Below are 25019 nucleotides of genomic sequence, written 5' to 3'. Positions count from 1 at the left end.
AAGCCCCTGCCGGTATTGCTGCAGCCCCCTCGCGGATGGCTGCAGCCCCTGCTCAGCGCTTGGCCTGTTTGACACCGGCGCCGCGCACTTCCAGGCGGATGCTGTCCAGCACCTCGCCCTGCGCATTGACCAGCTCCACCTGGTGGCGCCCCGGCCAGGGCAGCCAGGCCCAGCGCGCGCCGCGCGCGACATCCTTGCCATCGATGCGCCAGCGTGCAGCGGCCGAATCGGCGACAAACTGCAGGCGCTGGCGGTCGGGTGGAATGTCCGGGTCCACCGCGACAATCGTGCCGTTCGCGGGGGCCAGAATGCGCACCGCAGCAGGTGCATCGGCGCCACGGGCCTCGGTGGGCCGCCCGGCAAAGCTGCGGCCGCCCACCATCTCGTCGACCCCGGTCGCCTGGCCATCCAGCGCAAAGCGGGACTGCCCGGTGCCGGCCAGGAACCACTCCTCACGCCGCGCCTCCAGCGCAAAGCCGGCGCCCGATTGGCCCGCCGGTGCAGGGCCAAAATCCACCCATTGCTCATGCAGCCCGGGCGGCGGCTTGGGCGCGCGGCTGGGCTGGCCCTGGTGCAAAAAGGCCATGATGCTGGCCCAGACCGGCGCCGCACCGCTGGTGCCGCTGACCGAGTGCATGGCTTCGCCACTGGCATTGCCCACCCAGACGCCGACCGTGTAGCGGTCGGACCAGCCGACTGCCCAGTTGTCGCGCATGTCCTTGCTGGTGCCGGTTTTCACCGCCGCCCAGCTGCGGGTGCCCAGCACGCTGTCCAGCCCAAAGGTGCGCACGCGGGCATTGCCATCGGCCAGCATATCGCCCACCACATAGGCGGCGCCCGCATCCATCGCCTGGCGGAACTGCGGCTTGCCGCCACGCGCATAGGCCACCGGGCTGTAGCGCCCGCCATTGGCCAGTGCGCGGTAGGCATTGGTCAGCTGCACCAGCGGAATGTCGGGGCTGCCCAGCGCCAGGCTGTAGCCAAAATAGCTGCCGCTCTCGCGCATCGGCATGCCCAGGCGCACCAGCTGGTCAAAGAAGTCGTCGACACCCACCATCACCAGGGTGCGTACCGCCGGCACATTGAGCGACGCGCCCAGCGCCGTGCGCACCGACACCCAGCCCTTGAAGCTGCGGTCGTAGTTCTGCGGAATGTAGAGGCCGCTGGCCGTCGGAATGCGGGCCGGCGAATCCTCGATCAAGGACGCAGCGGTGAGCTTGCGCTCGGCAATCGCCTGGCCATAGAGAAAGGGCTTGAGGGTGGAGCCCGGCTGGCGCGGCGCCAGCACCGCATCCACCGCATGGGCCTGGCTCAGTGCGCCCGATGAGCCCACCCAGGCCAGCACCTCGCCGCTGGCGTTGTCTAGCACCAGCACAGCGCCATCTTGCACATTGCTGCTGCGCAACGCCTGCAGGTGCTGGCCCAGAATATCGACCGCATAGCGCTGCAGCGGCGCACTCAAGGTAGTGCGCAGGCTGGCCATGGCCGCCGGCTGGGTTTTTCCATCTGCGCGTTGCCGTGCCTCGCGCAGTGCAATGCGGCTGAAGTGCGGCGCAATGCCTTCGCTGGCATCAAAGGCGCGCTTTTTCAGCGCGATCTCGGTGAAGAACACGATCGCTTCGCAGTCCACCTTGGGATCACGCCGCATCTCCCTGAGCACGCCGCAGGCGCGCTGGCCCACCTGACTGGGCCGCGCATTGGGCGCGCGCACCAGCGCGGCGGCCACCGCCGCCTCACGGTCATCCAGCCCATGGGGGGCCTTGTCGAACAGGGTGCGTGACAGCGCATCAATGCCCACCAGCTCGCCCCGGAAAGGCACCAGGTTCAGGTAGGCCTCCAGGATCTGGGTCTTCTGCCAGCGCCGGTCCAGCACCTGGGCGGCCACCGTCTGGCCGACCTTTTGCACCACCGAGCGGCCACCATTGCTGCGCCGCCAGTCGCCGTCGAGCAAGCCCGCCAGCTGCATGCTGATGGTGCTGGCCCCACGCGTGCGCTGGTTCCAGAGATTGCCCCAGGCCGCAGCGGTCACCGCCGCCCAGTCCACGCCGCTGTGCTCGTAAAAACGCTTGTCCTCGCTCAGCAGCATGGCGGTGCGCAACGCGGCCGATACATCGCCCAGCGCCACCCAGTCGCCCCGGCGCACCGTGCTGTCGGTGCGCACCCTCTGCAGCAACTCGCCTTCGCGTGACAGCACCCGCGTCTCCGACGAGCTGAAGTCCTGGCGCACCTCGCCAAAGCTGGGCACAGCCTGGGCCAGTGGTGCATGCACCAGGCAGGCCAGGGCCAGCAGCCGCCAGCGGGTTATTGCGCGCAGCCTCATGGCGCCACAGGCACAACCGTCACCTTCGGATTGGGTGCCATGCCGAACATCTCGGGCGCATACAGCGCCTCGACGCGGGTCGATGGCAGCGCAAACTCACCGGTGTTGTTGACGCGGTAGCTGTACTGCAGGCTGAGCTTGCCCTGCGGCAGGTAGCCGTAGTAGGCGCGGTAGCTCTCGAACGAGCGCTCCTCGAACGCCTTCCAGCCCCAGCCGGTCGATTTCTCGCCGGCGGTGGACAGCGCCGAGTCCCGGCCCAGGCCGCTACCCAGGATGGTGGCGCCGCCCGGAATCGGATCGGTGATCGCCACCCAGGTCATGTTGGCGCTGGCATTCACCTCCAGGGTCACACGCAGCACATCGCCCCGGGTGTACTGGCCAGCGGGCAGGTTCTTGTTGGCCTGCTCCACGGCCACCACGGTCTTGCTGATGGTGTAGCCGGCCGACAGCGGCTGCTTGAGCGGCACGGCCGCCTGCGACTGCACCGTCAACCAGGGCTTGCCGGTGCCCTTTTGCTGCACCTTCAGGCTCTGGTTGCCACTGGCCCAAGGCAGGTCAATGGTGTTGTTCAACCACTGCGCGACCTGCTCGGTCGGGCCGGGCGTGCGCTTGCCGCCCTGCGCCAGCAGCTCGATGGCGTCCTGCGCCTTGGTCACGCGGCTCCAGTCCACGGTGCCGGACTTGCCGGCCATGCTGGCCTCGGTCGTGCCGGTCACCGGCGTGGATTCATAGGTGCGCGAGAAGCGCTCCAGCGCCAGTGCGCCCCAGAGGTTGGCCGTGGTCGTCGTCCAGGCACCGCTCTTTTGGCGGCTGATGAAGCTGCTGGCCAGGCGCGGCATGTCGTCCTTCCAGGCCGGATCGTCCATCACCACCAGCAGGAAGCGCGCCAGGGTGGTGTCACCGTTTTGCATCAGCCACCACCAGTAGTCGTTGTTCTCGTTGGCGAACAGCACCTTGGTGCCCTGGTAGCTCAGGCGCGCACGCAGGATCTGGTTGGCCTCTTCGAGCAGCTTGCTGCGGTTAGGCACATCCTTCATGTGGCCCAGGATGGACAGCCAGTCCACCACCGTCTGGGTGGGCCAGTCGTTAGGCGCAATCTGGATGCTGGTCAGCATGCGCGGCTGCGCCTTGCCATACAGCGCCAACGCGTTGATGGCAGCGAGCTTGCGCACTTCCAGGTCGGAGCGCGGGCTCCAGAACTTGCGCTCGATGCGGCCATCGATGAAGCGGGCCAGGGCGTCCTGCATGCGGCCCAGCGGCGCGGCGGGGATCGCGAAGGCCGGATCAATGCGCTTCATCTCGAAAGCGGCCTGCAGCAGGTGGGCGGTCAGCGCATCGCTGCCGGTGTTGCTGCTGCCCGGTTGCGGCGAGAAGTAGTTGGCCAGGCCATCGCCATCCAGATAGGTAGGCAGGCGTTCCATCGTGCTCTTCCACAGCGCTGCATCCTGCATGCCGATGGATTTGCTCGTGGTCTGCTCCAGGCAGGCGTAAGGGTAGGCACGCCACCAGTCACGCACACCGGGCAGGCCTTCTGCCAGGCGCGGCACCAGCGACAGCTTCAGGCCGCCACGGCCGGGCAAGGCATCGGCCGGTGCACTCACCGGCATATCCAGACTGCCATCGAGCTGCAGCAACGTGGCCTGCAGGGTCTCCACCGCCACGGCGGGCACCACCCGCTGGCTGACCTTGAGCGCATCGGCGGCATCGCCCTGCTTGTCCTTGGCGCTGATCTCCCAGAGCAGCTCGCCCTGGCGGCTTTGCGACATGTCGGCAGGTGCCGTCACGCTCCAGCTCACGGTGCGGGCCTCGTTGGCCGCCACTTCCACCGTCTGCGGCTCCAGCTGCAGCAACGTGGCCTTGGGGGTCACCAGCACCTGCATGGGCTTGCTGGTGGTGTTGCGCAGGGTGACCTGGGCGTCATAGCGGTCGCCATCGCGCACCAGCGGCGGCAGGCCGCTGATGATCTGCAGCTCCTGCGTGGTGCGGATCTGGGTGGTGCCGGTGCCAAACAGCTCCAGCCCGCTCTCGGCCACGGCGACGATCTTGAAGCTGGTGAGGGCGTCGTTGAGCGGCACATCCACTTCGGCGCGGCCATTCGCATCCAGCACCACATTGGGCTGCCACAGCAGCAGGGTGTCGAGCAGCTCGCGCGTCTGGCCATTGCCACCGCCGCCGCCTGCCGCCACCGCCTTGCGGCCGTAGTGGCGCCGGCCGATGATTTCCATCTGGGCGGTGGAGGTCTCCACACCCCAGGAACGCTTTTGGTACATGGCTTCGAGCAGCGCCCAGGTGTCATTGCTCTTGAGCTCCAGCAAGGCCTGGTCCACGGCCGCCACCGACACAGCCGCGCCCGCAGCCGGCTTGCCATTGGGCAGCTTGGCTTCGATCGTGACCTTGGCGGTGTTGCGGATGCGGTAGCTTTCCTTGTCGCTCTTGACGGTCACTGCCAGCTGGCGGTCGGCAATGCCGACGCGAATCTCGGCCGCACCCAGGCGGTAGGCGGGCTTGGACAGGTCCACCAGCGCGGTGGGCGCCACATATTCCTTGCCCTCGTACCAGAACGAGGTCCACCATTCACGCGGCGACTTGAAGCCCCAGGTAAAGAAGCTGTACCAGGGCACTTCGCGCAGGCGGCCACGCAGCGCCATCACGCTGACGTAGACATTCGGGCCCCAGCCCTCTTGCACCTTCAGGTTGACCGTGGGGTCATCGCCGCGCAGGGTGATCACCTGGCTGGACAGCACGCCTTCACGCTCCACCGTCACCAGCGCCGTTGCCTCGCGGAAGGGCATGCGCACCTGGAAGCGCGCAGTGTCGCCCACCTTGTAGGATTTCTTTTCCGGTAGCAGGTCCATGCGGTCGGTGTCTTCTCCGCCGAACCACAGCTCGCCCTGCTTGGTCACCCAGACCGAGGTCGCGGCCTTGGAGCTGCGGTTCTTGTCATCGGTGGCCTCGGCGATCAGCTCGGTCTCGCCGCCTTCGCTCAGCTGGGTGCTGCAATCGAGCAGGCCCTTGGCATCGCTCTTGCCGCTGCAGACCACGCCCAGGTCCTTGTAGCTCTCATGGTTCTCGTAGCTGTAGAAGCCGCCCACCATGCGCTTGCGCGTGGAGGTGACAATACGCGCCACCGCCCGCACCTGCAGCTTGACGCCGGAGACGGGTTTGCCCGACGGCGTCAGCGACAGCGCCTGGAAGCTCAGCTTCTTGTCGGTGGAGGCCCAGTTCTCGGCCTTGATGCCGGCGACCACCGACGCAGGCCAGATCACGCTGTGGTTGCTGATGGTCTGCACCTCGCCATTGGGGTCGGAGAAGCTTGCCTCCAGCAGCAGATCCTGCGGCGCCACGGAGCTGGGCACCTGCGCGATCTCGGCCTTGCCCACGCCATTGGCATCCAGGGTCAGCGCCAGCTTGTCGGCAATCACACGGCGGTCATTGCTGTAGTCTTCTCCGTCGTTACCCGCGCCGGGCAGCTTGCGGCTCAGATAGGGACGGCCGAACGAGAACGTGTCGTAGTCCTCAAAGCTCACCGCATGCGACTGGATCGCGGCCGATACCTTGACGGCCTCCTTGGCCGCTGCGCCGCCCGAGAGGTAGGACAGCTGCACCTGGGCACCGAGCTTGCCCGGTTGCACGATGGGCGCTGGCTGGTCCGGCGTCACACTGCCCTTGAACACCGGCAGGCGGTACTCTTCCACCCGGAACGAGGTGGTCTGCATCTCGGTCGGTCCCCACTTGCCCTTGCCGCCCTTGAGCGTGATGTTGTAGGTGCCCAGCTTGGCAGACTTGGGAATCTTGAACTCCGACACGGCCGACAGGCCCTGGCCCGGGCGCTGCCAGCTCAGCGGCAGCTCGAACTCGTCATTGCTGCCCACATGGGTGATGACCACCTGGTCGGGCAACTGCTCCTTGCCGGGCAAGCCCAGGCCGCCCATGGTCTGGCTGCGGATCAGGTGCTTCATCGACACCGTTTCGCCGGCGCGCAACAGGCTGCGATCGAGCACGGTATGGGCGACCACATCCTGCACGGGGCTGCTGTCGGTCTCCAGGTTGAAGCGCCAGCTCTCGATGCCACGCTGCCAGTCGCTCCAGACAAAGGCCATGTCCTGCTTGCCATCGACCGTCGCGCGCGCGCTCACAAAGTAGGCCGAGCTGGTGTCGCTGTCAGCGCCTCCCTCGCAGCGCACCTGCGCCTGGGTGTCGAGCTTGTCGAAGCGGGCCACGCCGTCCTTGTCGGTGGTGCCCTGCACCAGGGTCTTGCCGTCGCAGGTGGAGATGCGCACCTGGGCATTGGCCACCGGCTTGCCCTTGTCGAGGCTGGTCACCCAGGCCATCGCGTTCTCACGGCCGAGCTTGAAGTGCACGCCCAGGTTGGTCACCAGCGCCGAGCTGCGCACATACATCACGCGGCGGGCGCTGTCGTAGTCGGTGTTGAGCAGCGCATCGCCCAGCATCGGCGAGGCAATCTCGACCACATGGAAACCGGTCTCCAGCGGAATACCCACCACCTCGAACGGGCGCGGGTCCTTGCTGTCGGTCTTGGGCAGGGCCAGCTTCTTGCCAGCGGCCTGGCCTTCGAGCAGCGACAGCATGCGGGTTTCGACATTGTTCTTGTCGCCATCGGGCAGCACATTGGGCAGCGGGATCTTGCTGTCCTGCGCCGCCTGCTTGCGGCTGACCTGCCAGTTGTCATAGCGCTGCAGCTTGCGGTACCAGCGGATGATGTCGGCATCGCTTTGCAGCTGCAGGGTTGCGACGGTGCCCTTGTCCTCGATCGACAGGCCCTTGATCTGCAGGTCCTGCTCCACATTGCGCAAGGTCACCGGGAACATGGCCGGTCCCTTGTCGCCTTCGGCAAAGCGCTCGACCACGCCGAAGGGCGAGGCGGCAAACTTGGCCAGCGGCGGCATCAGGCCGCTTTGCACTTTCAGCGGGAACAGGTTGGCATTGGCCAGCGGCCGGTCGGACTCGTCCTTGAAGCCCTGGGGCAGCACGATGCGCATCGTCTCCTTCTCGGCAAACGGCGGCGCAAACTGCAGGCGGTTGACTTCGCCGGCATCCCCGTCATCGGGAAAGCTGGGCTTGACCTTGCCCTTGGAGGTTTCGAGGAAAACGCCTTCGGCCAGCTTGCGGTCCACCCCGGCGCTGAAAAACACATTGAGCGGGCGGATCGGCAGGCAGCCCGCCTGCGCATTGGCGCGCTCGCAGCTGAACTCGGCGGTGAATGGCTGGCGCACCTGGTAGTCAAAGCGGCGCTCCCGGGTCTGCTTGACCCCGTTGTCCGTGCTCACCCCTGCGCCCACCACCAGGCTCATCTGCGCACCCTCGGGCAGCGCGCGCTGGCACTGCAGGGCCACATGGCGGCGTGGCCGCTGCTGCAAGCTATCGCGGCCAAACTGGCTTTGCATGAAGTCGTCGGACTCCGAGGCGCTCAACAGGCGCACCGGAATGCGCTCACCAATGCCCTTGACGGTGCACCAGGTGCTGGCCTCTACGGTCGAGGTCACGACATCGGCATTGAACTGCAGGCCGAAGAACTGGCGGCTGTCCAGCGCCTGGTAGCTGCCGGGAACAATGCGCGTCACCGACGGGCCACCGGTGCCAAAGCTGTACCTGGCCGCGCCTTTGACGGGCTCGCCAGCGGCATCCTTGAGGTTGGCGACCTTCTCGACGGTGCAGCGCACCCCGGGCGGCAGGTCATCGGCCAGGTCGAACACCCATTCGCGGGGCCCCGTCCAGCGGCCGGTGCCCTGGCTCTGGGCCTGCTTGTTGTCGCAGTCCAGCTTGACCGGCGCGGCCGCGCGCAGATCGCCCATCGGCACCACGGCCGCATCGAACTTGACCACGATTTGCCGGACCCGGGCCACCTCGCCCTGCGGTGACACCGATGTGATGCTTGTGGCATGGGCCGACAGGCCCAGCGCAGCCCAGCCGGCGCCCGCCAGCCAGCGTTGTAATGTTGTATTCACGGAGCTCTCCCCTAGGATGGTGAGAGCGTACCAAAATTAGCCTGCGCCAGTGTTGGCTGGCCGCCCAGGGCAGCCAGGTGTTTCATTTGGCAACAAGAAGATGCTATTTATTAGGCTAATGGCTTGCCGGGGCTCTGCCGATGGATGCCTTGCTGTCCAGCAGCGCCAGCGAAGGTCACTGCGGCTGGAAGCCGCTGTCGCGGATGATGCGGGCCCAGACGGCCGAATAGGCGCGCTCGCGTGCGAGCAGCTGCTCGGGCGTCATGTAGCCCACGCTCAACCCCATGCCGACCAGCTGCTCCTGCACATCGGGGGCGGCCACGGCCTTGGCAACCGCCTGCGATACGGCCTGCACCATCTCGGCTGGCGTGCCGGCCGCAGCGTACATGCCGTAGTAGGGCATGTCTTCGAGGCCCGGCAAGCCCAGCTCGCTGAAGGTGGGCACATCGGGCAAGGCCTGCTGGCGCTTGCCGCCCAGTACCGCCAGCACACGGATCTTGCCGGCCTTGTGGCTTTCGATGAAATCCTGCACGGAACCAATGCCGGCGGGGATCTGGTTGCCCATCATGTCGGCCAGCATCGGCGCGCTGCCCCGGTACGGCACGGACACCAGATCGGTCTTGAAGCGCTGGTTCAGCACCCGCACCAGGAACTCCGGCGTCGATGCCGGGGCTGGAATGCCCACCGCACTCTTGCCGCCCTGCTTTTTGAGCCACTGCAGATAGGCCTCGAACGTGCGCACGCCCAGGCCGTCGGAGACCGCAATCGCATTGACAAAGCTGGCAAATCCCGCCACCGGCACAAAGTCCGCATGCGGGTCAAACCCCGGGTTCTTGACGACCTGGGGGAGGATGGAGATGGTGTGGTCGTGGGTGACGAAGAAGGTGGCGCCATCCGCAGGCGAGGCCTTGAGGATCTGGGCCGCAATCTGGCCGCCCGCGCCGGGCTTGTTCTCCACCACCACCGAGGTGCCCAGGCTGTCCTTCATCTTCTCGGCCAGCAGGCGTGCAATCACGTCGGTGCCGCCGCCCGGTGGAAAGCCCACCAACAGCCGCACCGGCTTGCCCTTGTTGTAGCCCGCCGCCCAGCTGGGGCTGGCCAGCCACCCGGCCGCAGCAGCGGCCAGCAATTGTTGGGAGAAATGGCGGCGGCGCAGGGACATGCTCAGCTTTCAGGAATCGAAGAAGAACCGTTCAAGCAAGGCTTATGCCAGCCGCGTGCGGTGCTTGGCCAGCTGCGTGCGCACCTGGGCAGGCGCCGTGCCACCCAGCGTATTGCGGGCGTTCAGCGAACCTTCCAGGCTCAGCGCCTCGAAGACATTGGCTTCGATGTTGGGGTTGAAGGCCTGCAGCTCGGCCAGCGGCAGCTCGGTCAGGTCCACACCCTTTTGCGAGGCGAGCTTGACGGCATGGGCCACGGTCTCGTGGGCATCGCGGAAAGGCAGGCCCTTCTTGACCAGGTAATCGGCCAGGTCGGTGGCGGTGGCATAGCCCTTGAGCGCAGCGGCACGCATGTTGTCGGCGTTGACGGTGATGCCGCCCTCCTTGGCGCCGGTCGCAGGGTTCACCTGGCCGCCGATCATCTCGGCGAAGATGCGCAAGGTGTCCTTCAAGGTGTCGACGGTGTCGAACAGCGGCTCCTTGTCTTCCTGGTTGTCCTTGTTGTAGGCCAGCGGCTGGCCTTTCATCAACGTGATCAGGCCCATCAGGTGGCCGACCACGCGGCCGGTCTTGCCCCGTGCCAGCTCGGGCACATCGGGGTTCTTCTTCTGCGGCATGATCGACGAGCCGGTGGTGAAGCGGTCGGCAATGCGCACAAAGCCGAAGTTCTGGCTCATCCAGATGATCAGTTCCTCGGACAGGCGGCTGATGTGCACCATGCACAGCGACGCCGCTGCGGTGAATTCAATCGCGAAGTCACGGTCGCTGACGCCGTCCAGCGAGTTCTGGGACACGCCTTCCATGCCCAGCGTGCGGGCCACGCGCTCGCGGTCCAGCGGGTAGGTGGTGCCGGCCAGCGCGGCGCTGCCCAGCGGCAGCACATTGACGCGCTTGCGCACGTCCAGCATGCGCTCGGCATCGCGCTTGAACATTTCCACATAGGCCAGCAGGTGGTGGGCAAAGCTCACCGGTTGGGCCACCTGCAGGTGGGTAAAACCGGGCAGGATCACGTCGACGTTCTTTTCGGCCACTTCCACCAGGGACAGCTGCAGCTCGCCCAGCAGGCCTTCGATCAGGTCGATCTCGCCGCGCAGCCACAGGCGCACATCGGTGGCAACCTGGTCATTGCGGCTGCGGCCGGTGTGCAGGCGCTTGCCGGCATCGCCCACCAGCTGGGTCAGGCGCGCTTCGATGTTCAGGTGCACGTCTTCCAGGTCCAGCTTCCACTCAAAGCTACCCGCTTCGATTTCCGAGGTGATCTGCGCCATGCCCTGCTCGATGGAGGCCAGGTCCTGCTCGCCGATGATCTTCTGGGCACACAGCATTTGTGCATGGGCCAGACTGCCCTGGATGTCGGCCTGCCACAGGCGCTTGTCGAAAAACACACTGGAGGTATAGCGCTTGACCAGATCGCTCATGGGTTCGGAGAACAGCGCCGACCAGGCTTCGGACTTGGAATCGAGCTGGTTGTGCGAAGGAGACGAAGCGTGTGGTGTAGACATGAAGGTCGCAGTATTCGGGTTAAGCTGCCAGTTGCGCTGCGGAAACACAGCCTCCGGTGCTGTGCCTGTGGCCCGCCGAAGCCCTGGGCGAAAAACCAGGATTTTATCGACCCTGCACGACCATGCCAGCAACATCAACTAATCCAGCACCGCGCGAAGCCATCGTCGGCACGGCCTATGTGTTTGATGCCTGCACCGCCAGTGTGATCGGCCGCACGGTGGCCCTGGTCGAGACCGTGGTGGCGATTGCTGCGGCCTTTGGCACCAGCAGCCTGCTCGATTGGTTCTTTCAGCTGGCACTGCTCACCGCCGTGGTGCTGCCGGCCAGCCTGCTGTGGCTGGTGCTGGCCTGCCAGCAGAAAAAGCAGCTGCAGCGCTGCAGCACGCGCGTGCAGTACCTGGCCGGCGCCGCGCTGGGCGTGGCCTGCGGGCTGCTGGCGGCCATGCTCTACCAATGGGCGACGTTGTCGTCACACACCGCCTGGCTGGCCAGCGCTGCGGCGGGCGGCTTTTTGGCGGCGATGGTCGTGGTGGGCCTGCAGTGGCGCGCCCAGGCCCGCACGCCGGCGGCCACCACCGCGCGGCTGGCCGAGCTGCAGGCGCGCATCCGCCCGCATTTCCTCTTCAATGCGCTCAACAGCGCCATTGCGCTGGTGCAGGACCACCCGCACAAGGCCGAAGCCATGCTGGAGGACCTGAGCGACCTGTTCCGCCATGCGCTGACCGAAAAGCGCGAGGCCTCGACCCTGGCCGAAGAGGTGATGCTGGCGCGCCGCTACCTGTCGATCGAGCAGATCCGCTTTGAAGACCGCATGGCCGTGCGCTGGAACCTGGATTCGCGCGCCGATGACGCCACCGTGCCGCCGCTGTTTCTGCAGCCGCTGGTGGAGAACGCCGTCAAGCACGGCATCGAGCCCAGCCACGGCCATGGCCGCATCAGCATTGCCACGCGCAGGCGGGGCAATATGGTGCAGATCCAGATCATCAACACCACGCCGCGCCCGTTCAGCGCCCCGCAGCCGGAGCGGCGTGCCGGCACCGGCACCGCCATCCTGAATGTGAAAAAGCGGCTGCGCCTGCTCTATGACCTGGAGTACGACTTCAAGGCGACCAGCAAGGACGGCATCTACATGGTGCGCATCAGCATCCCCGCTTGAGCGGGCGCAAATACACGACGGCCGGTGTTGGCAGCCAGGCCCCGCCTCCGCTAGCATAGGCGCCCATGCGAGTATTGATTGTGGATGATGAAGCCCTGGCCCGCAGCCGGCTGCGGCGCTTGCTGGTCGAGATGACACCAGCGCCAACCGCTGTGCACGAGGCCGCCAATGCGCCCGAGGCGCTGCAGGCGCTGGCCAGTGCCACTGCAGTGGGCCAGGCCTTTGATGTGCTGCTGCTGGACATCCACATGCCTGGGCTCAGCGGCATGGAGCTGGCGCGCCAGCTGCAGCAGCAGCCCCCGGCGCCGGCCGTGGTCTTTGTCACCGCCCACCCCGAGCATGCGCTGAGCGCCTTCGAAGTCAATGCCGCCGACTACCTGACCAAGCCGGTGCGGCGCGAGCGCCTGGCAGCGGCGCTGCACAAGGTGGCCCTGGTCGCCCAGGCCCATGCACTGCGCCAGGCCCCTGCCCTGCCCGAGCCTGACCTGGATGCCGACACCTTGCTGATCACCGACCGGGGCCGTACCGAACGGGTGCGCCTGGCCGATGTGCTGTATTTCAAATCCGAGTTGAAATATGTGACTGTGCGCACCGGTACACATGAGTATCTGTGGTCGGGCAGCCTCAACGATCTGGAGACGCGCTTTGCCAAGCGCTATCTGCGCGTGCACCGCAATGCACTGGTGGCACCGTCCGCCATCCGCTGCCTGGAAAAGGCCTGTGATGCAGACGACAGCGAGGGCTGGCAGCTGCGTCTGTTTGGCATCCCGGATGTGCTGCTGGTCTCGCGGCGTCAGCTGCCGGTGGTGCGTGCCTTGCTGGCCAACAAGGGCAGTGGCCTGCGCGCAGGCTGACAGCTGCCGTCCTCACCCGTCTCAGTGCTTGTGCCCGTCGTGGTCGCCATGCGCGTCATCGGCGCCATGGGCCTCATGCTGCCCGGCCGGGCCGTGTGCATGGCCTGGGTGGTCATGGTCGCCATGCGCCCAGGTGCTGACCGCGCTCACCACCACCATGCCGATGGCCAGCCAGACCACCTGCTGCACCGTCTGCTTGGCCGACAGCTGGCGCTGCAGCTGCGGGATCAGATCGGCCAGCGCCACATAGATGAAGCTGCTTGATGCAATGGCCAGGAAGTACGGCAGAAAATCGGCCAGTGAGCTGACCAGGAAATAGCCGACCACACCGCCCAGCGCGGTCACCGCACCGGCCAGCGACAGCTTGAGCAGCGCCACCTTGCTCTGGCTGCGGCTGCCATTGCCCGACAGCACCACCAAGTCGCCCATATGGTGCGGCACCTCATGGGCCAGCACCGAGATGGCCGCCACAATGCCCAGCCACCTATCGGCCATGAAGGCCGACGCAATCAGGATGCCGTCGCCAAAGCAGTGCACGCTGTCACCGGTCAGCAGCGACCAGCCGCCTGCGCTGTGGTTGTGCGTGTGGCCGTGGTGGTGGTGCGCATGGCCATGCTGGCCATCGGCGTGCTCGCCATCCGCACGGTCACCTTCCGCATGGCCGCCATGGGCATGGCCGCGCTCTTCAGGCAGCGCATGGCGGTGCTCATGGCCGTGGTGCCAGAGTTCGGCCTTGTCCAGCAAAAAGAAAAATACCAGACCCAGCAGCAGCACCACAAACAGGGCCTTGGGGTTGATCTGGCTCTCGAAAGCCTCGGGCAGCAAATGCACAAAGGCGGTAGCGAGCAAGGCGCCTGCGGCCAGGCTCAGCAGGTGCTGGGCACCAAAGCGGCTGCCCTGGCTGCCGATACCCGTGCGCATCAGCGCTGCGGCCACCCACACGCTGCCCAAACCGGCAGCAAGGGTCGCCAGCACGATTGCGATCAAAGTCATGAAACCATCCTTCAGCGGGGCCGGCTCAACAAACAATGCCATCACCCCAGTGCAGCATCGCGCGCCTGCGCAGCCACCGGGCGCCCTGCCCCATCCAACATGCCGCGCATGGTAGCACTTAGTTGCAACGCAGTTGCATTAACCGCCCCAAATCCTGGACGCATGCCGGGGCTTGGGGCGGTCCATCTGGAACCTCAGCGGCTGCCCTTGCCAGGCAGCGCTGGGTATCCGCATCAGTGCGCTTTTTCCCAGTTCGGGCCAAAACCGATCTCGGCGATCAACGGCACCTTCAGGTCGGCCACACCGGCCATGATGGCCGGGATCTCCGTGCGCACCCAGTCCTGCTCGGCCGCCGGCAGCTCGAACACCAGTTCATCGTGCACCTGCATGATGACCAGCACCTCGGGCTTCTGGGCGTCAAGCTTGGCCTGTACGGCCACCATGGCCTTCTTGATCAGGTCGGCCGCCGTGCCCTGCATCGGCGCATTGATCGCGGCGCGCTCGGCGGCTTTCTTGCGCGGGCCATTGCCGCCATTGATCTCGGGCAGCACCAGGCGGCGGCCGAACACGGTCTCGACATAGCCTTGCGCATGGGCCAGCTCCACGGTCTGGTCCATGTAGCGCTTGACGCCGGGGTAGCGCTGGAAGTACTTGTCGATATAGGCGGCAGCGGCCTTGGTCTCGATGCCCAGGTTCTTGGCCAGACCAAAGCTGCTCATGCCGTAGATCAGGCCAAAGTTGATGACCTTGGCATAGCGGCGCTGCTCGCTGCTGACCTGGTCCAGTGCCACGCCAAACACCTCGGCGGCGGTGGCGCGGTGCACATCCAGCCCATCGCGGAAGGCATTCAGCAGCGCCTCGTCGCCCGACAGATGCGCCATGATGCGCAGCTCGATCTGCGAGTAGTCGGCGCTGGCAATCAGCTTGCCTCCGGGCGCGACAAAGGCTTCGCGGATGCGGCGGCCTTCGGCGGTGCGCACGGGAATGTTCTGCAGGTTCGGCTCGTTGCTCGACAGGCGGCCGGTGACAGCCACCGCCTGCGCATAGTGGGTGTGCACGCGGCCATCGCTGGGCAGCGCCATCTGCGCGAGCTTGTCGGTGTAGGTGCCCTTGAGCTTGGACAGCGAGCGGTGCTCCAGGATCTTGGCCGGCAGCGGGTAATCCTCAGCCAGCTTTTCCAGCACTTCTTCGTCCGTGCTGCGCGCGCCGGTGGCGGTTTTCTTCACCACCGGCAGGCCCAGCTTGTCAAAAAAGATCTCGCCGAGCTGCTTGGGGCTGCTCAGGTTGAATTGCTGCCCGGCGATCTCGTAGGCCTCGGCTTCCAGCGCCAGAATGCGGCGGCCCAGGTCATTGCTCTGGCGCGCCAGCTCGGGCGCATCAATGCGCACGCCATTGCGCTCGATGCGGAACAGCGCTTCGCTGGTCTGCATCTCCAGCGCATAGATATGCGCCAGGCCAGGATGGGCTTCGATGCGCGGCCACAGCACGCGGTGTACATCGAGGGTCTGGTCGGAATCCTCACAGCTGTACGCGGCAGCCTTGTCCACCGGTACCTGGGCAAACGGTATCTGGCCCTTGCCCTTGCCGCAGAGGTCCTCATAGCTGATGCCCGTGCGGCCGGTGTGGCGCAGTGCCAGGCTGCCCAGGTTGTGGGGGCGGTCGGCCTCCAGCACATAGGACTGCAGCATGGTGTCATGCGCATAGCCTTGCACGCGAATGCCGTGGTTGGCCAGCACATGCTGGTCATATTTGACATGCTGGCCCAGCTTCTTTTTGCTGGCGTCTTCCAGCCAGGGCTTGAGCTTGGCCAGCACCAGCTCCATCGGCAGCTGCTCGGGCACGTCCATGCCCTCGTGGCGCAGCGGGATGTAGGCCGCCTCGCCCACCTGCACGCTGAACGAGATGCCGACGATGCGGGCCTGCATTTCATCGAGCGAATCGGTTTCGGTATCGAGCGCCGCCAATTCGGCCGTTTGCAGCTTGAGCAACCAGGCGTCCAGATCGGCCTCGGTCAGGATGGTGTGGTAGACCACATCGCGCTGCTGGGCCTCGATGGCAACCTCGGTCACCGCAGCATCGGCACTGTCAAACAGACCGGCCTGGCCGGCAGGGCCGGCTGCGGCCTTGCCCGCAGCGGGCGCTGCGGCAGAACCCAGCGACCGCGCCAGGCCCTTGAAGCCGTACTGCTCATAGAACGGTGCCAGGCCGGCGGCATCCGGCTCGCCCAGCGTAATGCCATCGAAGGCGGGCAGGCCCGGGATGTAGTCGTCCAGCGCGCAATCGGTTTTCATCGTCACCAGCTGGCGGCTCAGCGCCAGCTGGCCGCTGGCAATCGCATCGCGCAGGTTCTGGCCGGCAACACCCTTGATCGTGTCGGCTTTGGCGATCAGCTGGTCCAAGGAGCCGTGTTCCTCCAGCCACTTGGCAGCCGTCTTGGGGCCTACCTTGCTGACGCCGGGCACGTTGTCCACCGTATCGCCCACCAAGGCCTGGTACTCGACCATCTGCGACGGCGGCACGCCAAACTCGGCCGTGACCCCGGCCACATCGCGGCGCTTGCCGTTCATCGTGTCGATGATGGTCACATGCTCGTTGACCAGCTGGCTCAAATCCTTGTCGCCGCTAGAGACGATGACCTGAATGCCCTGCTGCGATGCCATCCGGGCCAGGGTGGCGATGACATCGTCGGCCTCGACCCCGGGCACCGCCAGAATCTTCCAGCCCAGCAGCTGCACCACCTCATGGATGGGCGCGATCTGCGAGCGCAGGTCATCGGGCATTGGCGAGCGCGTGGCCTTGTACTCGGTGTAGAGATCGTCGCGGAAGGTGGGGCCGCTGGCGTCGAAAACACAGACGGCGTAGTCGGCCTGTATGTCTTTACGCAACGCCTGCATCATGTTGATCATGCCCCGGATGGCCCCGGTAGCCGGGCTGGCAGAGTCGCCGGGAACCGCACGAAGGTCGGGCATCGCATGGTAGGCACGGTACAGATAGCTGGAACCGTCCACCAGCACTAAAGTAGGAGGATTACGCATATTGACATTGTGCCCGGTACGCAAACACCGGGCGACAACTTACAATTGAGCCATGCGCGCAATTACCACTTCTTTCATCGCCCAGGCCCTGGCACTGGTGCTGGCAGCCCCTGCGCTGGCCCAGCAACCCGCCGCTCCTGCCGAGCAGCCTGCAGCCCAGCCCGCTGCACAGCCTGCGGCCCCTGCCGACGCGGCGCCCGCGAACGACAAGTACAACCAGAAGGCCGAATACATCCGGGTGGAAGATGCGGGCAGCCGTATCGACGAGGTGCGCATTGGTGGCCAGACCCAGAGCATCCATGTGCAGCCCAAGATGGGCAACATGCCCGGCTATGAGGTCAAGCCGACCGACGGCGCCCGCGCCCGCCCCGATGGCTTTGGCGACACCCAGAGCAAGAAGCGCGTCTGGAACATCGGCAATTTCTGAGCGCGATACCAGAGCGAAAAGCCCGGCGCCGCCCGGGCTTGCGATAATCGCTTCTTTGCACCCGCCTTGCGGGCCAGGCCAGCCACAGAGGCTGGCCTTGTTTTTGTAGCGACGATATACATCCATGGCTGTTTTCACCGAAGTATCCGACAAGGCTGCCAAGGCCTTGCTCAAGCGCGTCCCACTGGGCGATTTCGTCTCGTTGCGCGGTATTGAAGGCGGTATTGAAAACACCAACTACTTTCTGACCACCAGCCAGGGCGAGTACGTGCTGACCCTGTTCGAGCGCCTGCGCGCCGACCAGTTGCCGTTCTACCTGTACCTGATGAAGCACCTGGCCAAGGCCGGCATTCCCGTGCCCGAACCCCAGGCCGATGGCAAGACCGGCGACATCCTGCTGCAGGTCGAGGGCAAGCCGGCGGCCATCGTTGGCAAGCTGCCCGGCAAGAGCCAGCTGGCGCCCCAGGCGGCGCATTGCCAATCGCTGGGCGAGGTGCTGGCCCGAATGCACCAGGCCGCGCTCGACTACCCACGCCAGCAGCCCAATCTGCGTGGCCTGCCCTGGTGGAACGAGACCGTGCCGGTGGTGCTGCCCTACCTGGACACCGCCACCGCCGAACTGCTGCGCAGCGAGCTGGCCTACCAGAACCATGTGGCACAAAGCTCGGCCTATACCGCGCTGCCACGCGGACCCGTCCATGCCGACCTGTTCCGCGACAACGCCATGTTCGAGGGCGACACCCTGACGGGCATCTTTGATTTCTATTTCGCCGGTGTCGATACCTGGCTGTTTGACCTGTCCGTGGTCATCAACGACTGGTGCATCGACCTGGCCACCGGCGCCATCGACAAGGCCCGTGCCGATGCACTGCTCGCCGCCTACCAGGCGGTGCGCCCGCTGCAGGCCTGCGAGCGCGAGCTGCTCAATGCCATGCTGCGCGCAGGCGCGCTGCGCTTCTGGATCTCGCGCCTCTGGGACTTCTACCTGCCGCGCGAAGCCTCGCTGCTCAAGCCCCATGACCCGACCCATTTCGAGCGTGTGCTGCGCGAACGCCTGGCCACGCCATACCAACTGGTCTAAGAACCGGTTCCAAGCCACCGGGGGCCCGCCCGCGCACGCCATGCCCACATGGGCTCCTGCCCCTTGGGCGCATGGGTTACAGTGCGCCATCCCCTTTGATTTTTATCGCTGCAGCCTGCGCTGCAGCGCGCTGGTGCATGAAACTTCGTATCGCCACTGCCCGCCAGGGTGTGACCTGGGTGCAAGACGGCTTCAAAACCTTCAAGACCCAGGCCCTGGCCCTGACCTCGCTGTTCTTTCTGTCGATGATGGTGATGTCGCTGATCGGGGCCATCCCGATTGCCGGCACCTTCATCGCACTGGCGCTGCTGCCCGTCTCCACCTTGTGCATGATGATTGGCGCCGCGCTGACGGCGCAGGGCACGCGCCCCACGTTGCCGGTGGTACTGGCAGCGCTGCGTGTCGACAAGGAACGGCGCAATTCCTTTGTCGTGCTGGGCGTCTTCTATGCGCTGTCGTTCCTGTTGGTGCTGGGCTTTTCCGCGCTGTTCGATGGCGGCCAGTTTGCCCGCCTCAACCTGATGGGCGGCGAGATCACGCGTGAGATCGTCGAGCAACCGGCCTTCCAGCAGGCCATGTTCGCCACCATGCTGCTGTACATCCCGCTGTCGCTGCTGTTCTGGCATGCGCCGGGCCTCATCTACTGGCACCGTGTGCCTGCCATCAAGGCGGTGTTTTTCAGCCTGATTGCCTGCAGCCGCAATATCGGCGCCTTCACGATGTTTGGCCTGGCCTGGATGGCTGTCGGCATTGGCTTTGGCATTGCCATGGCCTTGCTGTCTGCACTGCTGGGCACCTTGCTGGGTGCCTGGGCAGCGGCAGCCATCGCCATTGCCGGCTCGCTGATGCTGGCGACGATGTTTCTGACTTCGGTGGTGTTCAGCTTCCGCGACTGCTTTGAAGCGCCCGAGCAGTTGGACAGCGTCGCACTTTAAAACTGCCCCACCCATCCCCGCCCGGCCTGTGCCCTACAGCCGGGCTTTTTTCATGGCTGCGGGCCTTCGCCATGGTGCAGGCGGTGCAGGTGCGCCCGGTCTTCCACGCTGGACAGGGCCAGCGCAAACACAATGCCCAGCGCTGCACCCAGCACGGTATCGAGTACCCGCTCCACCGGCATGCCCAGCGGCGCCTGGAGCGATGAGGCCAGATGCGTCATCAGCAAGGCCATCGGCGTGACCGTGATCTGGCCCAGCGCGTAGTTGTAGCCAATGCTCACCTCGGTGATGAACTGCAGCACGACGATGCAGGCGGCGATCCACCAGAAGGACGGCTCCAGCGACAGAATCAGACCCGCCACCAGCGCGCCGAGCATCGTACCCACCATGCGCTGCAGCGCGCGGTTCATCGTGATGTGCAGGTGGCTGCCCTGCATCACCGCCGTCGCGCCGATTGCCGCCCACGCCGGATGCTGCCAGCCGGCAGCCTGGGCCACCCAGGCCGCCAGACCGGCACCCAGCACCATGCGGCCGGCAGCAGCCAGCTCGGCGGGCCAGGGCCGCAGCGGCTGCGCAGGAAGCTGCACCCGCTGCACCGCCTGGTGGCGCAGGCCATCGGTGGCCCAGCAGACCAGGGCCGCCAACAGGCCACCGGCCAAGGTACCCAAGGTGCGTTCCAGCAGCTGCTGCCCGCTGTGTACCGGCGCCAGCGAGGCACCGGCGGCGAACACCACAATCACCGCGCCCGGCCCACCCAGGCGCCAGTGGCTGACCGCCAACGTGGCCGCGCCGGCCACCAGCGCGAGCACCCAGACCATGCCCTGGGCGGGCAGCCCGGCCCAGGACGCGAGGGACGGCAGAAACACCGCGGCACACAGCATGGCCGCGCAGATGCCGACGATGCGCATGCGCCGGCCCGGCGCCGCAAAGCGGCCAAACAGCGCCGCCAATGCGCCCAGCCCCAACGGGCCGACCAGTTGGGGCCAGGGCGACAGACGCGCCACCACCAAGGCCAGCAGCACCGCCAGCGCCGCCTGCATGGCCGCAATCAGCGCAATATGCAGCGACGGCAGCGGCTGCAGACGGGCGCTGTCGCGCAGCTGGCGCGGCGACAGCAGATGGCGCAGCGCCTGGGGGCGGCCCATGGAAGGGGTGGAAACGTCAATCTTGCGGACAGGGGTCATGGGCATTCTCGTCTACCCAGCGACTGGCGAACGCGCAGACCGGCCGGCGGTGCGGCCAGCGCATGTGGCTGGGACATGGAAGTGGCGGCTCACCCGCCGGAAAGCAGCACGGGCGCCGCCCCCTGCGCGGATGGGGGACGGCCAGCGCCGCCTGGGCAGCAGGGGTGCACCAGAATGCGGCGGGGCTGCTCAAGCGGATGAGCAGCCCATATAGTATCCTATGCAACTATTAAATGCAAGCCTGAGGTTGGCGCCCACTATCACCCCAACACCTGCCAGCCTTGCACTTTGGACTGAGAACCGCGCGCAGCTCAGACCACCGTGAGCTTGGCCACCGACAGCGCCAGCCACTTGGTGCCGTGGCGCGGAAAATTCACCTGGGCGCGGGCATCGTCGCCCGTGCCTTCCACCGCCAGCACCTTGCCTTCGCCAAACTTGTTGTGGAACACATTGGCGCCCTTCTTGATGCCATGCGCGGGCTCGGCCTTTTGCACCGGCACGGGGGTTTTGCCCCACATGCTGGGCGCGGAATCACCATAGCCACCGCCCGACGAGCGACCACCGCCGCCGCCCCCGCCGTAAGCCAGGCTGCCCATGCCGCTGCCAAAGCCGGAGTGCCTGGGCGTGAGCCATTTGAGTGCTGTCTCGGGCAGCTCATCCAGAAAGCGGCTGCGCACGTTGTAGCGCGTGGTGCCGTGCAGCATGCGCGTCTGCGAGGTGCTCAGGTAGAGGCGCTTGCGCGCCCGCGTGATCGCCACATACATCAGGCGGCGCTCCTCCTCCAGCCCGCCGGTGTCGGTCATCGCGTTCTCGTGCGGGAACAGGCCCTCCTCCAGCCCGCCGATGAACACCACGTCAAACTCCAGACCCTTGCTGGCATGCACGGTCATCATCTGCACGGCGTCCTGGCCCGCCTGCGCCTGGTTGTCGCCCGCCTCCAGCGCCGCATGGGTCAGAAAGGCCACGAGCGGCGACAAGGTCTCGCCGGTGTCCGGGTTCACGATGGCCGGATTGGCGGCGTCGGGCAGCGGGGTGTCGAGCAGCGGCGCATCCGGGTCCAGCCCCTGGCTGACGGGGCTTTGGCCGCTGGCTGGCACGCCCATGGCCTGTTGCTCATCGAGCGGAATGGCCACGGCATCCCTGCCAAAGCCTTCCTGGGTGACAAAGCTTTCGGCTGCGGTCACCAGTTCGCCCAGGTTGTCGATGCGGTCGGCGCCTTCCTTTTCGGTCTGGTAGTGCTCGATCAGGCCGCTCACCACCAGCATGCGCTCGATGGTCTCGCGCAGGGTCTTGCCCTGGGTCTCCTCGCGCAGCACATCGATCATCGCGACAAAGGACTGCAGCTTGGTGCCCGCCTTGCCAGCCACGGCCGTCACCGCGTCGTACAGCGAGCAACCGGCAGTCTGCGCCCCTTCCTGCAGTTGCTCGGTGGTGCGGGCGCCAATGCCGCGCGGCGGAAAGTTCACCACCCGCATGAAGCTGGTGTCGTCATGCGGGTTCTCCAGCAGGCGCAGATAGGCCAGCGCATGCTTGATTTCCGCACGCTCGAAAAAGCGCAGGCCGCCATACACGCGGTAAGGCACGCCGGCGTTGAACAGGCTGGTTTCCAGAATCCGGCTTTGGGCATTGCTGCGGTAGAGCACGGCGATCTCGCTGCGCGCAAAGCCATCGCTCTTGATCAGCGACTTGATCTCCTCAACCATCCACTGCGCCTCGGCCATGTCGGTGGCGCTCTCGGACACCCGCACCGGCTCGCCCGGGCCCTGGTCGGTGCGCAGGTTCTTGCCCAGCCGGTTGCTGTTGTGGCTGATCAGCGCGTTGGCGCTGTCGAGGATATTGCTGTAGCTGCGGTAGTTCTGCTCCAGCTTGATCTGCTGGCGCACCTCGAACTCGCGCACAAAATCCTGCATGTTGCCCACCCGCGCGCCACGGAAAGCATAGATGCTCTGGTCATCGTCGCCGACGGCAATCACGCTGCTGTGGGACTGGAATTGGCCGCCCACCATCTCGCCCGCCAGCTGCTTGAGCCACAGGTACTGCAGGCGGTTGGTATCCTGGAACTCGTCGACCAGCATGTGGCGAAAGCGGTGCTGGTAGTGCTGCCGGATGGGAGCGTTGTCGCGCAGCAGCTCGTAGGAGCGCAGCATCAGCTCGCCAAAATCCACGACACCTTCGCGCAGGCATTGGTCTTCGTAGAGCTGGTAGAGCTCGACCTTCTTGCGCTCGGCCATGTCGCGCGCCTGCACGTCGGAGGGGCGCAAGCCCTCTTCCTTGCAGCCGCTGATGAAGTACTGCAGCTGCTTGGGCGGCAGCGCTTCCTCATCGACCTGGAACTGCTTGCACAGGCGCTTGATCGCCGAGAGCTGGTCCTGCGTGTCCAGGATCTGGAAGGTCTGCGGCAGGTTGGCCGACTTGTAATGCGCGCGCAGCATGCGGTTGCACAGCCCGTGGAAGGTGCCGATCCACATGCCGCGCACATTGATGGGCAGCATCGCCGACAGGCGGGTCAGCATTTCCTTGGCCGCCTTGTTGGTAAAAGTGACCGCCAGAATACCGCCCGGCGTGGCACGGCCCGTCTGCAGCAGCCAGGCAATGCGCGTGGTCAGCACCCGGGTCTTGCCCGAGCCGGCACCGGCCAGGATCAGCGCATGGCCCCCTTCCAAGGTGGCAGCGGCCAGTTGCTCGTCGTTGAGGCCATTGAGAAGCGGCAAATGCCCGTCGCCGCCCGCATCGGACGGCAGTGCAAACAAATCATTCGAATCCATCCCCCCATTGTAGGGAGAACGTCAAGCTGGCGAGCTGCCGGCACGCGATGCGCCCAGGGGCCGCGCGCAGCGAGGGCGCATACTGCAGCGGCCGGCAAGGCTTTTGCAAAGCCGGTGCTTGCTGCTAGAATCAGTCACCGGGCCCAAGTTTCTTGTGACCCGGTTTTTTTGTGTCTGCAACAGCGCAAAAGAGGGTCTTCCAACGCGAAGCGCCCTGCCCGACCGGTCTCCAAGCCAAGCGCCCCATCGCCGCGAAATGGTTCGCTGCGACCTTTTATGGAGCTTGGAATCAAATGGAAATCTTCGACTACGACAACATTCTTCTGCTGCCCCGCAAGTGCCGCGTGGAAAGCCGCTCCGAATGTGACACCAGCGTGGTCCTGGGCAACCGCACCTTCCGCCTGCCGGTGGTGCCTGCCAACATGAAGACCGTGCTGGACGAGAAGATCTGCAAGTTTTTGGCGCAACACGGCTATTTCTATGTGATGCACCGCTTTGACATCGACAATGTGGCCTTCACCAAGGCCATGCAGTCGCAAGGCCTGTTCGCCTCGATCTCGCTGGGCGTCAAGCAGGCGGACTACGACGTGGTGGACCGCTTTGTTGCCGACGACATCTGCCCCGAATACATCACCATCGACATCGCCCATGGCCATGCCGACAGCGTGAAGAACATGATCATCTACCTCAAGGACAAGCTGCCCGAGGCCTTTGTGATCGCCGGCAATGTGGCCACCCCCGAGGCGGTCATCGATCTGGAAAACTGGGGCGCCGATGCCACCAAGGTGGGCGTGGGCCCGGGCAAGGTCTGCATCACCAAGCTCAAGACCGGCTTTGGCACGGGCGGCTGGCAGCTGTCGGCGCTCAAGTGGTGCGCACGTGTGGCGACCAAGCCCATCATTGCCGATGGTGGTATCCGCAGCCACGGCGACATCGCCAAGAGCATCCGCTTTGGCGCGACGATGGTGATGATCGGTTCGCTGTTTGCCGGCCATGAAGAATCGCCCGGCAAGACGGTCGAGCTCGATGGCGAGCTGTTCAAGGAGTACTACGGCTCGGCCAGTGACTTCAACAAAGGCGAGTACAAGCACGTCGAAGGCAAGCGCATCCTCGAACCCATCAAGGGCAAGCTGCAGGACACGCTGACCGAGATGGAGCAGGATGTGCAGTCCTCCATCAGCTACGCAGGCGGCAAGCACCTGATGGACATCCGCAAGGTCAACTATGTGATCCTGGGCGGCGACAATGCGGGCGAACATCTGTTGATGTAAACCGCGCGCCGCAGACAGGCACGGCCCGGCAGCGTACGGGCCGTTTTTGCCTCTGCGGCACCCGGCCTGCCGGAAAAAATCAGGGTTGATATGGGGATTTTTCCGAGCAGGCGTAAAAATTAGTGCATAATACAAGGCTTGCTGCAGCGCACTGCTGACAGCAGAAAATGTGGGCTCTTAGCTCAGTTGGTAGAGCAGCGGACTCTTAATCCGTTGGTCGAGTGTTCGAATCACTCAGGGCCCACCACATTTTTCTGGCTTGCGAAGAACCCGCAGGCACACGAAACAAAGCATTTCCAAGGTGCGACAGTTTCGGGCTCTTAGCTCAGTTGGTAGAGCAGCGGACTCTTAATCCGTTGGTCGAGTGTT

14 protein-coding genes and 1 tRNA gene are annotated in these 25019 nt (G+C 65.5%); 7 read left to right on the top strand and 8 right to left on the bottom strand.

Annotation, left to right across the window (positions count from 1 at the left end; genetic code table 11):
* Positions 1-52 precede the first annotated feature (52 nt).
* The 4 genes from pbpC to argH form a co-directional block, all read right to left on the bottom strand.
* A complete protein-coding gene (gene pbpC, locus ACCQ08_RS19655) occupies positions 53-2320 on the bottom strand; it encodes a penicillin-binding protein 1C (protein WP_373450739.1) in 2268 nt (755 codons plus the stop codon).
* Positions 2317-8286, bottom strand: a complete 5970-nt coding sequence (locus ACCQ08_RS19650; RefSeq protein WP_373450738.1) for an MG2 domain-containing protein — start codon at positions 8284-8286, stop codon at positions 2317-2319. Before ACCQ08_RS19650 ends, pbpC begins: the two co-directional genes overlap by 4 nt.
* A 175-nt stretch (positions 8287-8461) precedes the next feature.
* Positions 8462-9448, bottom strand: a complete 987-nt coding sequence (locus ACCQ08_RS19645) for a Bug family tripartite tricarboxylate transporter substrate binding protein (RefSeq protein WP_312531452.1) — start codon at positions 9446-9448, stop codon at positions 8462-8464.
* Positions 9449-9490: 42 nt separating this feature from the next.
* Positions 9491-10948 carry an argininosuccinate lyase gene (gene argH, locus ACCQ08_RS19640; protein WP_230772600.1) on the bottom strand — a complete coding sequence of 486 codons (1458 nt, stop codon included), beginning with the start codon at positions 10946-10948 and terminating at the stop codon, positions 9491-9493.
* Between the two features lie 122 nt (positions 10949-11070).
* Between argH and ACCQ08_RS19635 the strand changes: the two genes are divergently transcribed.
* Both ACCQ08_RS19635 and ACCQ08_RS19630 read left to right on the top strand, forming a co-directional pair.
* Positions 11071-12105, top strand: a complete 1035-nt coding sequence (locus tag ACCQ08_RS19635) for a sensor histidine kinase (RefSeq protein ID WP_239810944.1) — start codon at positions 11071-11073, stop codon at positions 12103-12105.
* Between the two features lie 65 nt (positions 12106-12170).
* Positions 12171-12959, top strand: a complete 789-nt coding sequence (locus tag ACCQ08_RS19630; RefSeq protein WP_373450737.1) for a LytR/AlgR family response regulator transcription factor — start codon at positions 12171-12173, stop codon at positions 12957-12959.
* Positions 12960-12980: 21 nt separating this feature from the next.
* On the opposite strand, the gene ACCQ08_RS19625 is transcribed toward ACCQ08_RS19630, so the two are convergent.
* Both ACCQ08_RS19625 and polA read right to left on the bottom strand, forming a co-directional pair.
* Positions 12981-13952, bottom strand: a complete 972-nt coding sequence (locus ACCQ08_RS19625) for a ZIP family metal transporter (protein WP_312417269.1) — start codon at positions 13950-13952, stop codon at positions 12981-12983.
* A 233-nt stretch (positions 13953-14185) separates the two neighbouring features.
* Complete coding sequence (polA, locus tag ACCQ08_RS19620; protein WP_373450736.1) at positions 14186-16987, bottom strand: DNA polymerase I; 2802 nt, start codon at positions 16985-16987, stop codon at positions 14186-14188.
* Positions 16988-17039: 52 nt separating this feature from the next.
* On the opposite strand from polA, the gene ACCQ08_RS19615 reads away from it, so the two are divergent.
* From ACCQ08_RS19615 to ACCQ08_RS19605, 3 genes are all read left to right on the top strand, one after another.
* Positions 17040-17414: a hypothetical protein gene (locus ACCQ08_RS19615; RefSeq protein ID WP_239810940.1), complete on the top strand. Its 375-nt coding sequence runs from the start codon at positions 17040-17042 to the stop codon at positions 17412-17414.
* Positions 17415-17538: 124 nt separating this feature from the next.
* Positions 17539-18495, top strand: coding sequence for a homoserine kinase (locus ACCQ08_RS19610; RefSeq protein WP_312417264.1), 957 nt, complete (start codon positions 17539-17541; stop codon positions 18493-18495).
* Positions 18496-18632: 137 nt separating this feature from the next.
* Positions 18633-19430: a BPSS1780 family membrane protein gene (locus ACCQ08_RS19605; protein WP_312462799.1), complete on the top strand. Its 798-nt coding sequence runs from the start codon at positions 18633-18635 to the stop codon at positions 19428-19430.
* Positions 19431-19480: 50 nt separating this feature from the next.
* Here the strand turns inward: ACCQ08_RS19605 and ACCQ08_RS19600 are convergent, their stop codons facing one another.
* Both ACCQ08_RS19600 and ACCQ08_RS19595 read right to left on the bottom strand, forming a co-directional pair.
* Positions 19481-20614 carry an FUSC family protein gene (locus ACCQ08_RS19600; RefSeq protein ID WP_373450735.1) on the bottom strand — a complete coding sequence of 378 codons (1134 nt, stop codon included), beginning with the start codon at positions 20612-20614 and terminating at the stop codon, positions 19481-19483.
* A gap of 311 nt (positions 20615-20925) precedes the next feature.
* Positions 20926-23379: a UvrD-helicase domain-containing protein gene (locus ACCQ08_RS19595; RefSeq protein WP_373450734.1), complete on the bottom strand. Its 2454-nt coding sequence runs from the start codon at positions 23377-23379 to the stop codon at positions 20926-20928.
* 293 nt (positions 23380-23672) lie between these two features.
* Between ACCQ08_RS19595 and ACCQ08_RS19590 the strand changes: the two genes are divergently transcribed.
* Both ACCQ08_RS19590 and ACCQ08_RS19585 read left to right on the top strand, forming a co-directional pair.
* The gene (locus tag ACCQ08_RS19590; protein ID WP_312417258.1) at positions 23673-24650 is read left to right on the top strand and encodes a GMP reductase; all 978 of its coding nucleotides are present in this window, start codon (positions 23673-23675) and stop codon (positions 24648-24650) included.
* A 171-nt stretch (positions 24651-24821) separates the two neighbouring features.
* Positions 24822-24897, top strand: a tRNA-Lys gene (locus ACCQ08_RS19585).
* The last annotated feature ends 122 nt before the right edge of the window (positions 24898-25019 follow it).

The organism is Comamonas sp. SY3 (assembly GCF_041730275.1).
Classification (GTDB): domain Bacteria; phylum Pseudomonadota; class Gammaproteobacteria; order Burkholderiales; family Burkholderiaceae_C; genus Comamonas; species Comamonas sediminis.
The sequence above is the reverse complement of the archived record's forward strand: the minus strand, read 5'-3'. Positions and strand labels throughout refer to the sequence as shown.

Bases quoted from the DNA above. Each gene is read 5' to 3' on its own strand.
- pbpC (WP_373450739.1), bottom strand. From the start codon at position 2,320: ATGAGGCTGCGCGCAATAACCCGCTGGCGGCTGCTGGCCCTGGCCTGC.
- ACCQ08_RS19645 (WP_312531452.1), bottom strand. From the start codon at position 9,448: ATGTCCCTGCGCCGCCGCCATTTCTCCCAACAATTGCTGGCCGCTGCT.
- argH (WP_230772600.1), bottom strand. From the start codon at position 10,948: ATGTCTACACCACACGCTTCGTCTCCTTCGCACAACCAGCTCGATTCC.
- ACCQ08_RS19635 (WP_239810944.1), top strand. From the start codon at position 11,071: ATGCCAGCAACATCAACTAATCCAGCACCGCGCGAAGCCATCGTCGGC.
- ACCQ08_RS19630 (WP_373450737.1), top strand. From the start codon at position 12,171: ATGCGAGTATTGATTGTGGATGATGAAGCCCTGGCCCGCAGCCGGCTG.
- ACCQ08_RS19625 (WP_312417269.1), bottom strand. From the start codon at position 13,952: ATGACTTTGATCGCAATCGTGCTGGCGACCCTTGCTGCCGGTTTGGGC.
- polA (WP_373450736.1), bottom strand. From the start codon at position 16,987: ATGCGTAATCCTCCTACTTTAGTGCTGGTGGACGGTTCCAGCTATCTG.
- ACCQ08_RS19615 (WP_239810940.1), top strand. From the start codon at position 17,040: ATGCGCGCAATTACCACTTCTTTCATCGCCCAGGCCCTGGCACTGGTG.
- ACCQ08_RS19610 (WP_312417264.1), top strand. From the start codon at position 17,539: ATGGCTGTTTTCACCGAAGTATCCGACAAGGCTGCCAAGGCCTTGCTC.
- ACCQ08_RS19605 (WP_312462799.1), top strand. From the start codon at position 18,633: ATGAAACTTCGTATCGCCACTGCCCGCCAGGGTGTGACCTGGGTGCAA.
- ACCQ08_RS19600 (WP_373450735.1), bottom strand. From the start codon at position 20,614: ATGACCCCTGTCCGCAAGATTGACGTTTCCACCCCTTCCATGGGCCGC.
- ACCQ08_RS19595 (WP_373450734.1), bottom strand. From the start codon at position 23,379: ATGGATTCGAATGATTTGTTTGCACTGCCGTCCGATGCGGGCGGCGAC.
- ACCQ08_RS19590 (WP_312417258.1), top strand. From the start codon at position 23,673: ATGGAAATCTTCGACTACGACAACATTCTTCTGCTGCCCCGCAAGTGC.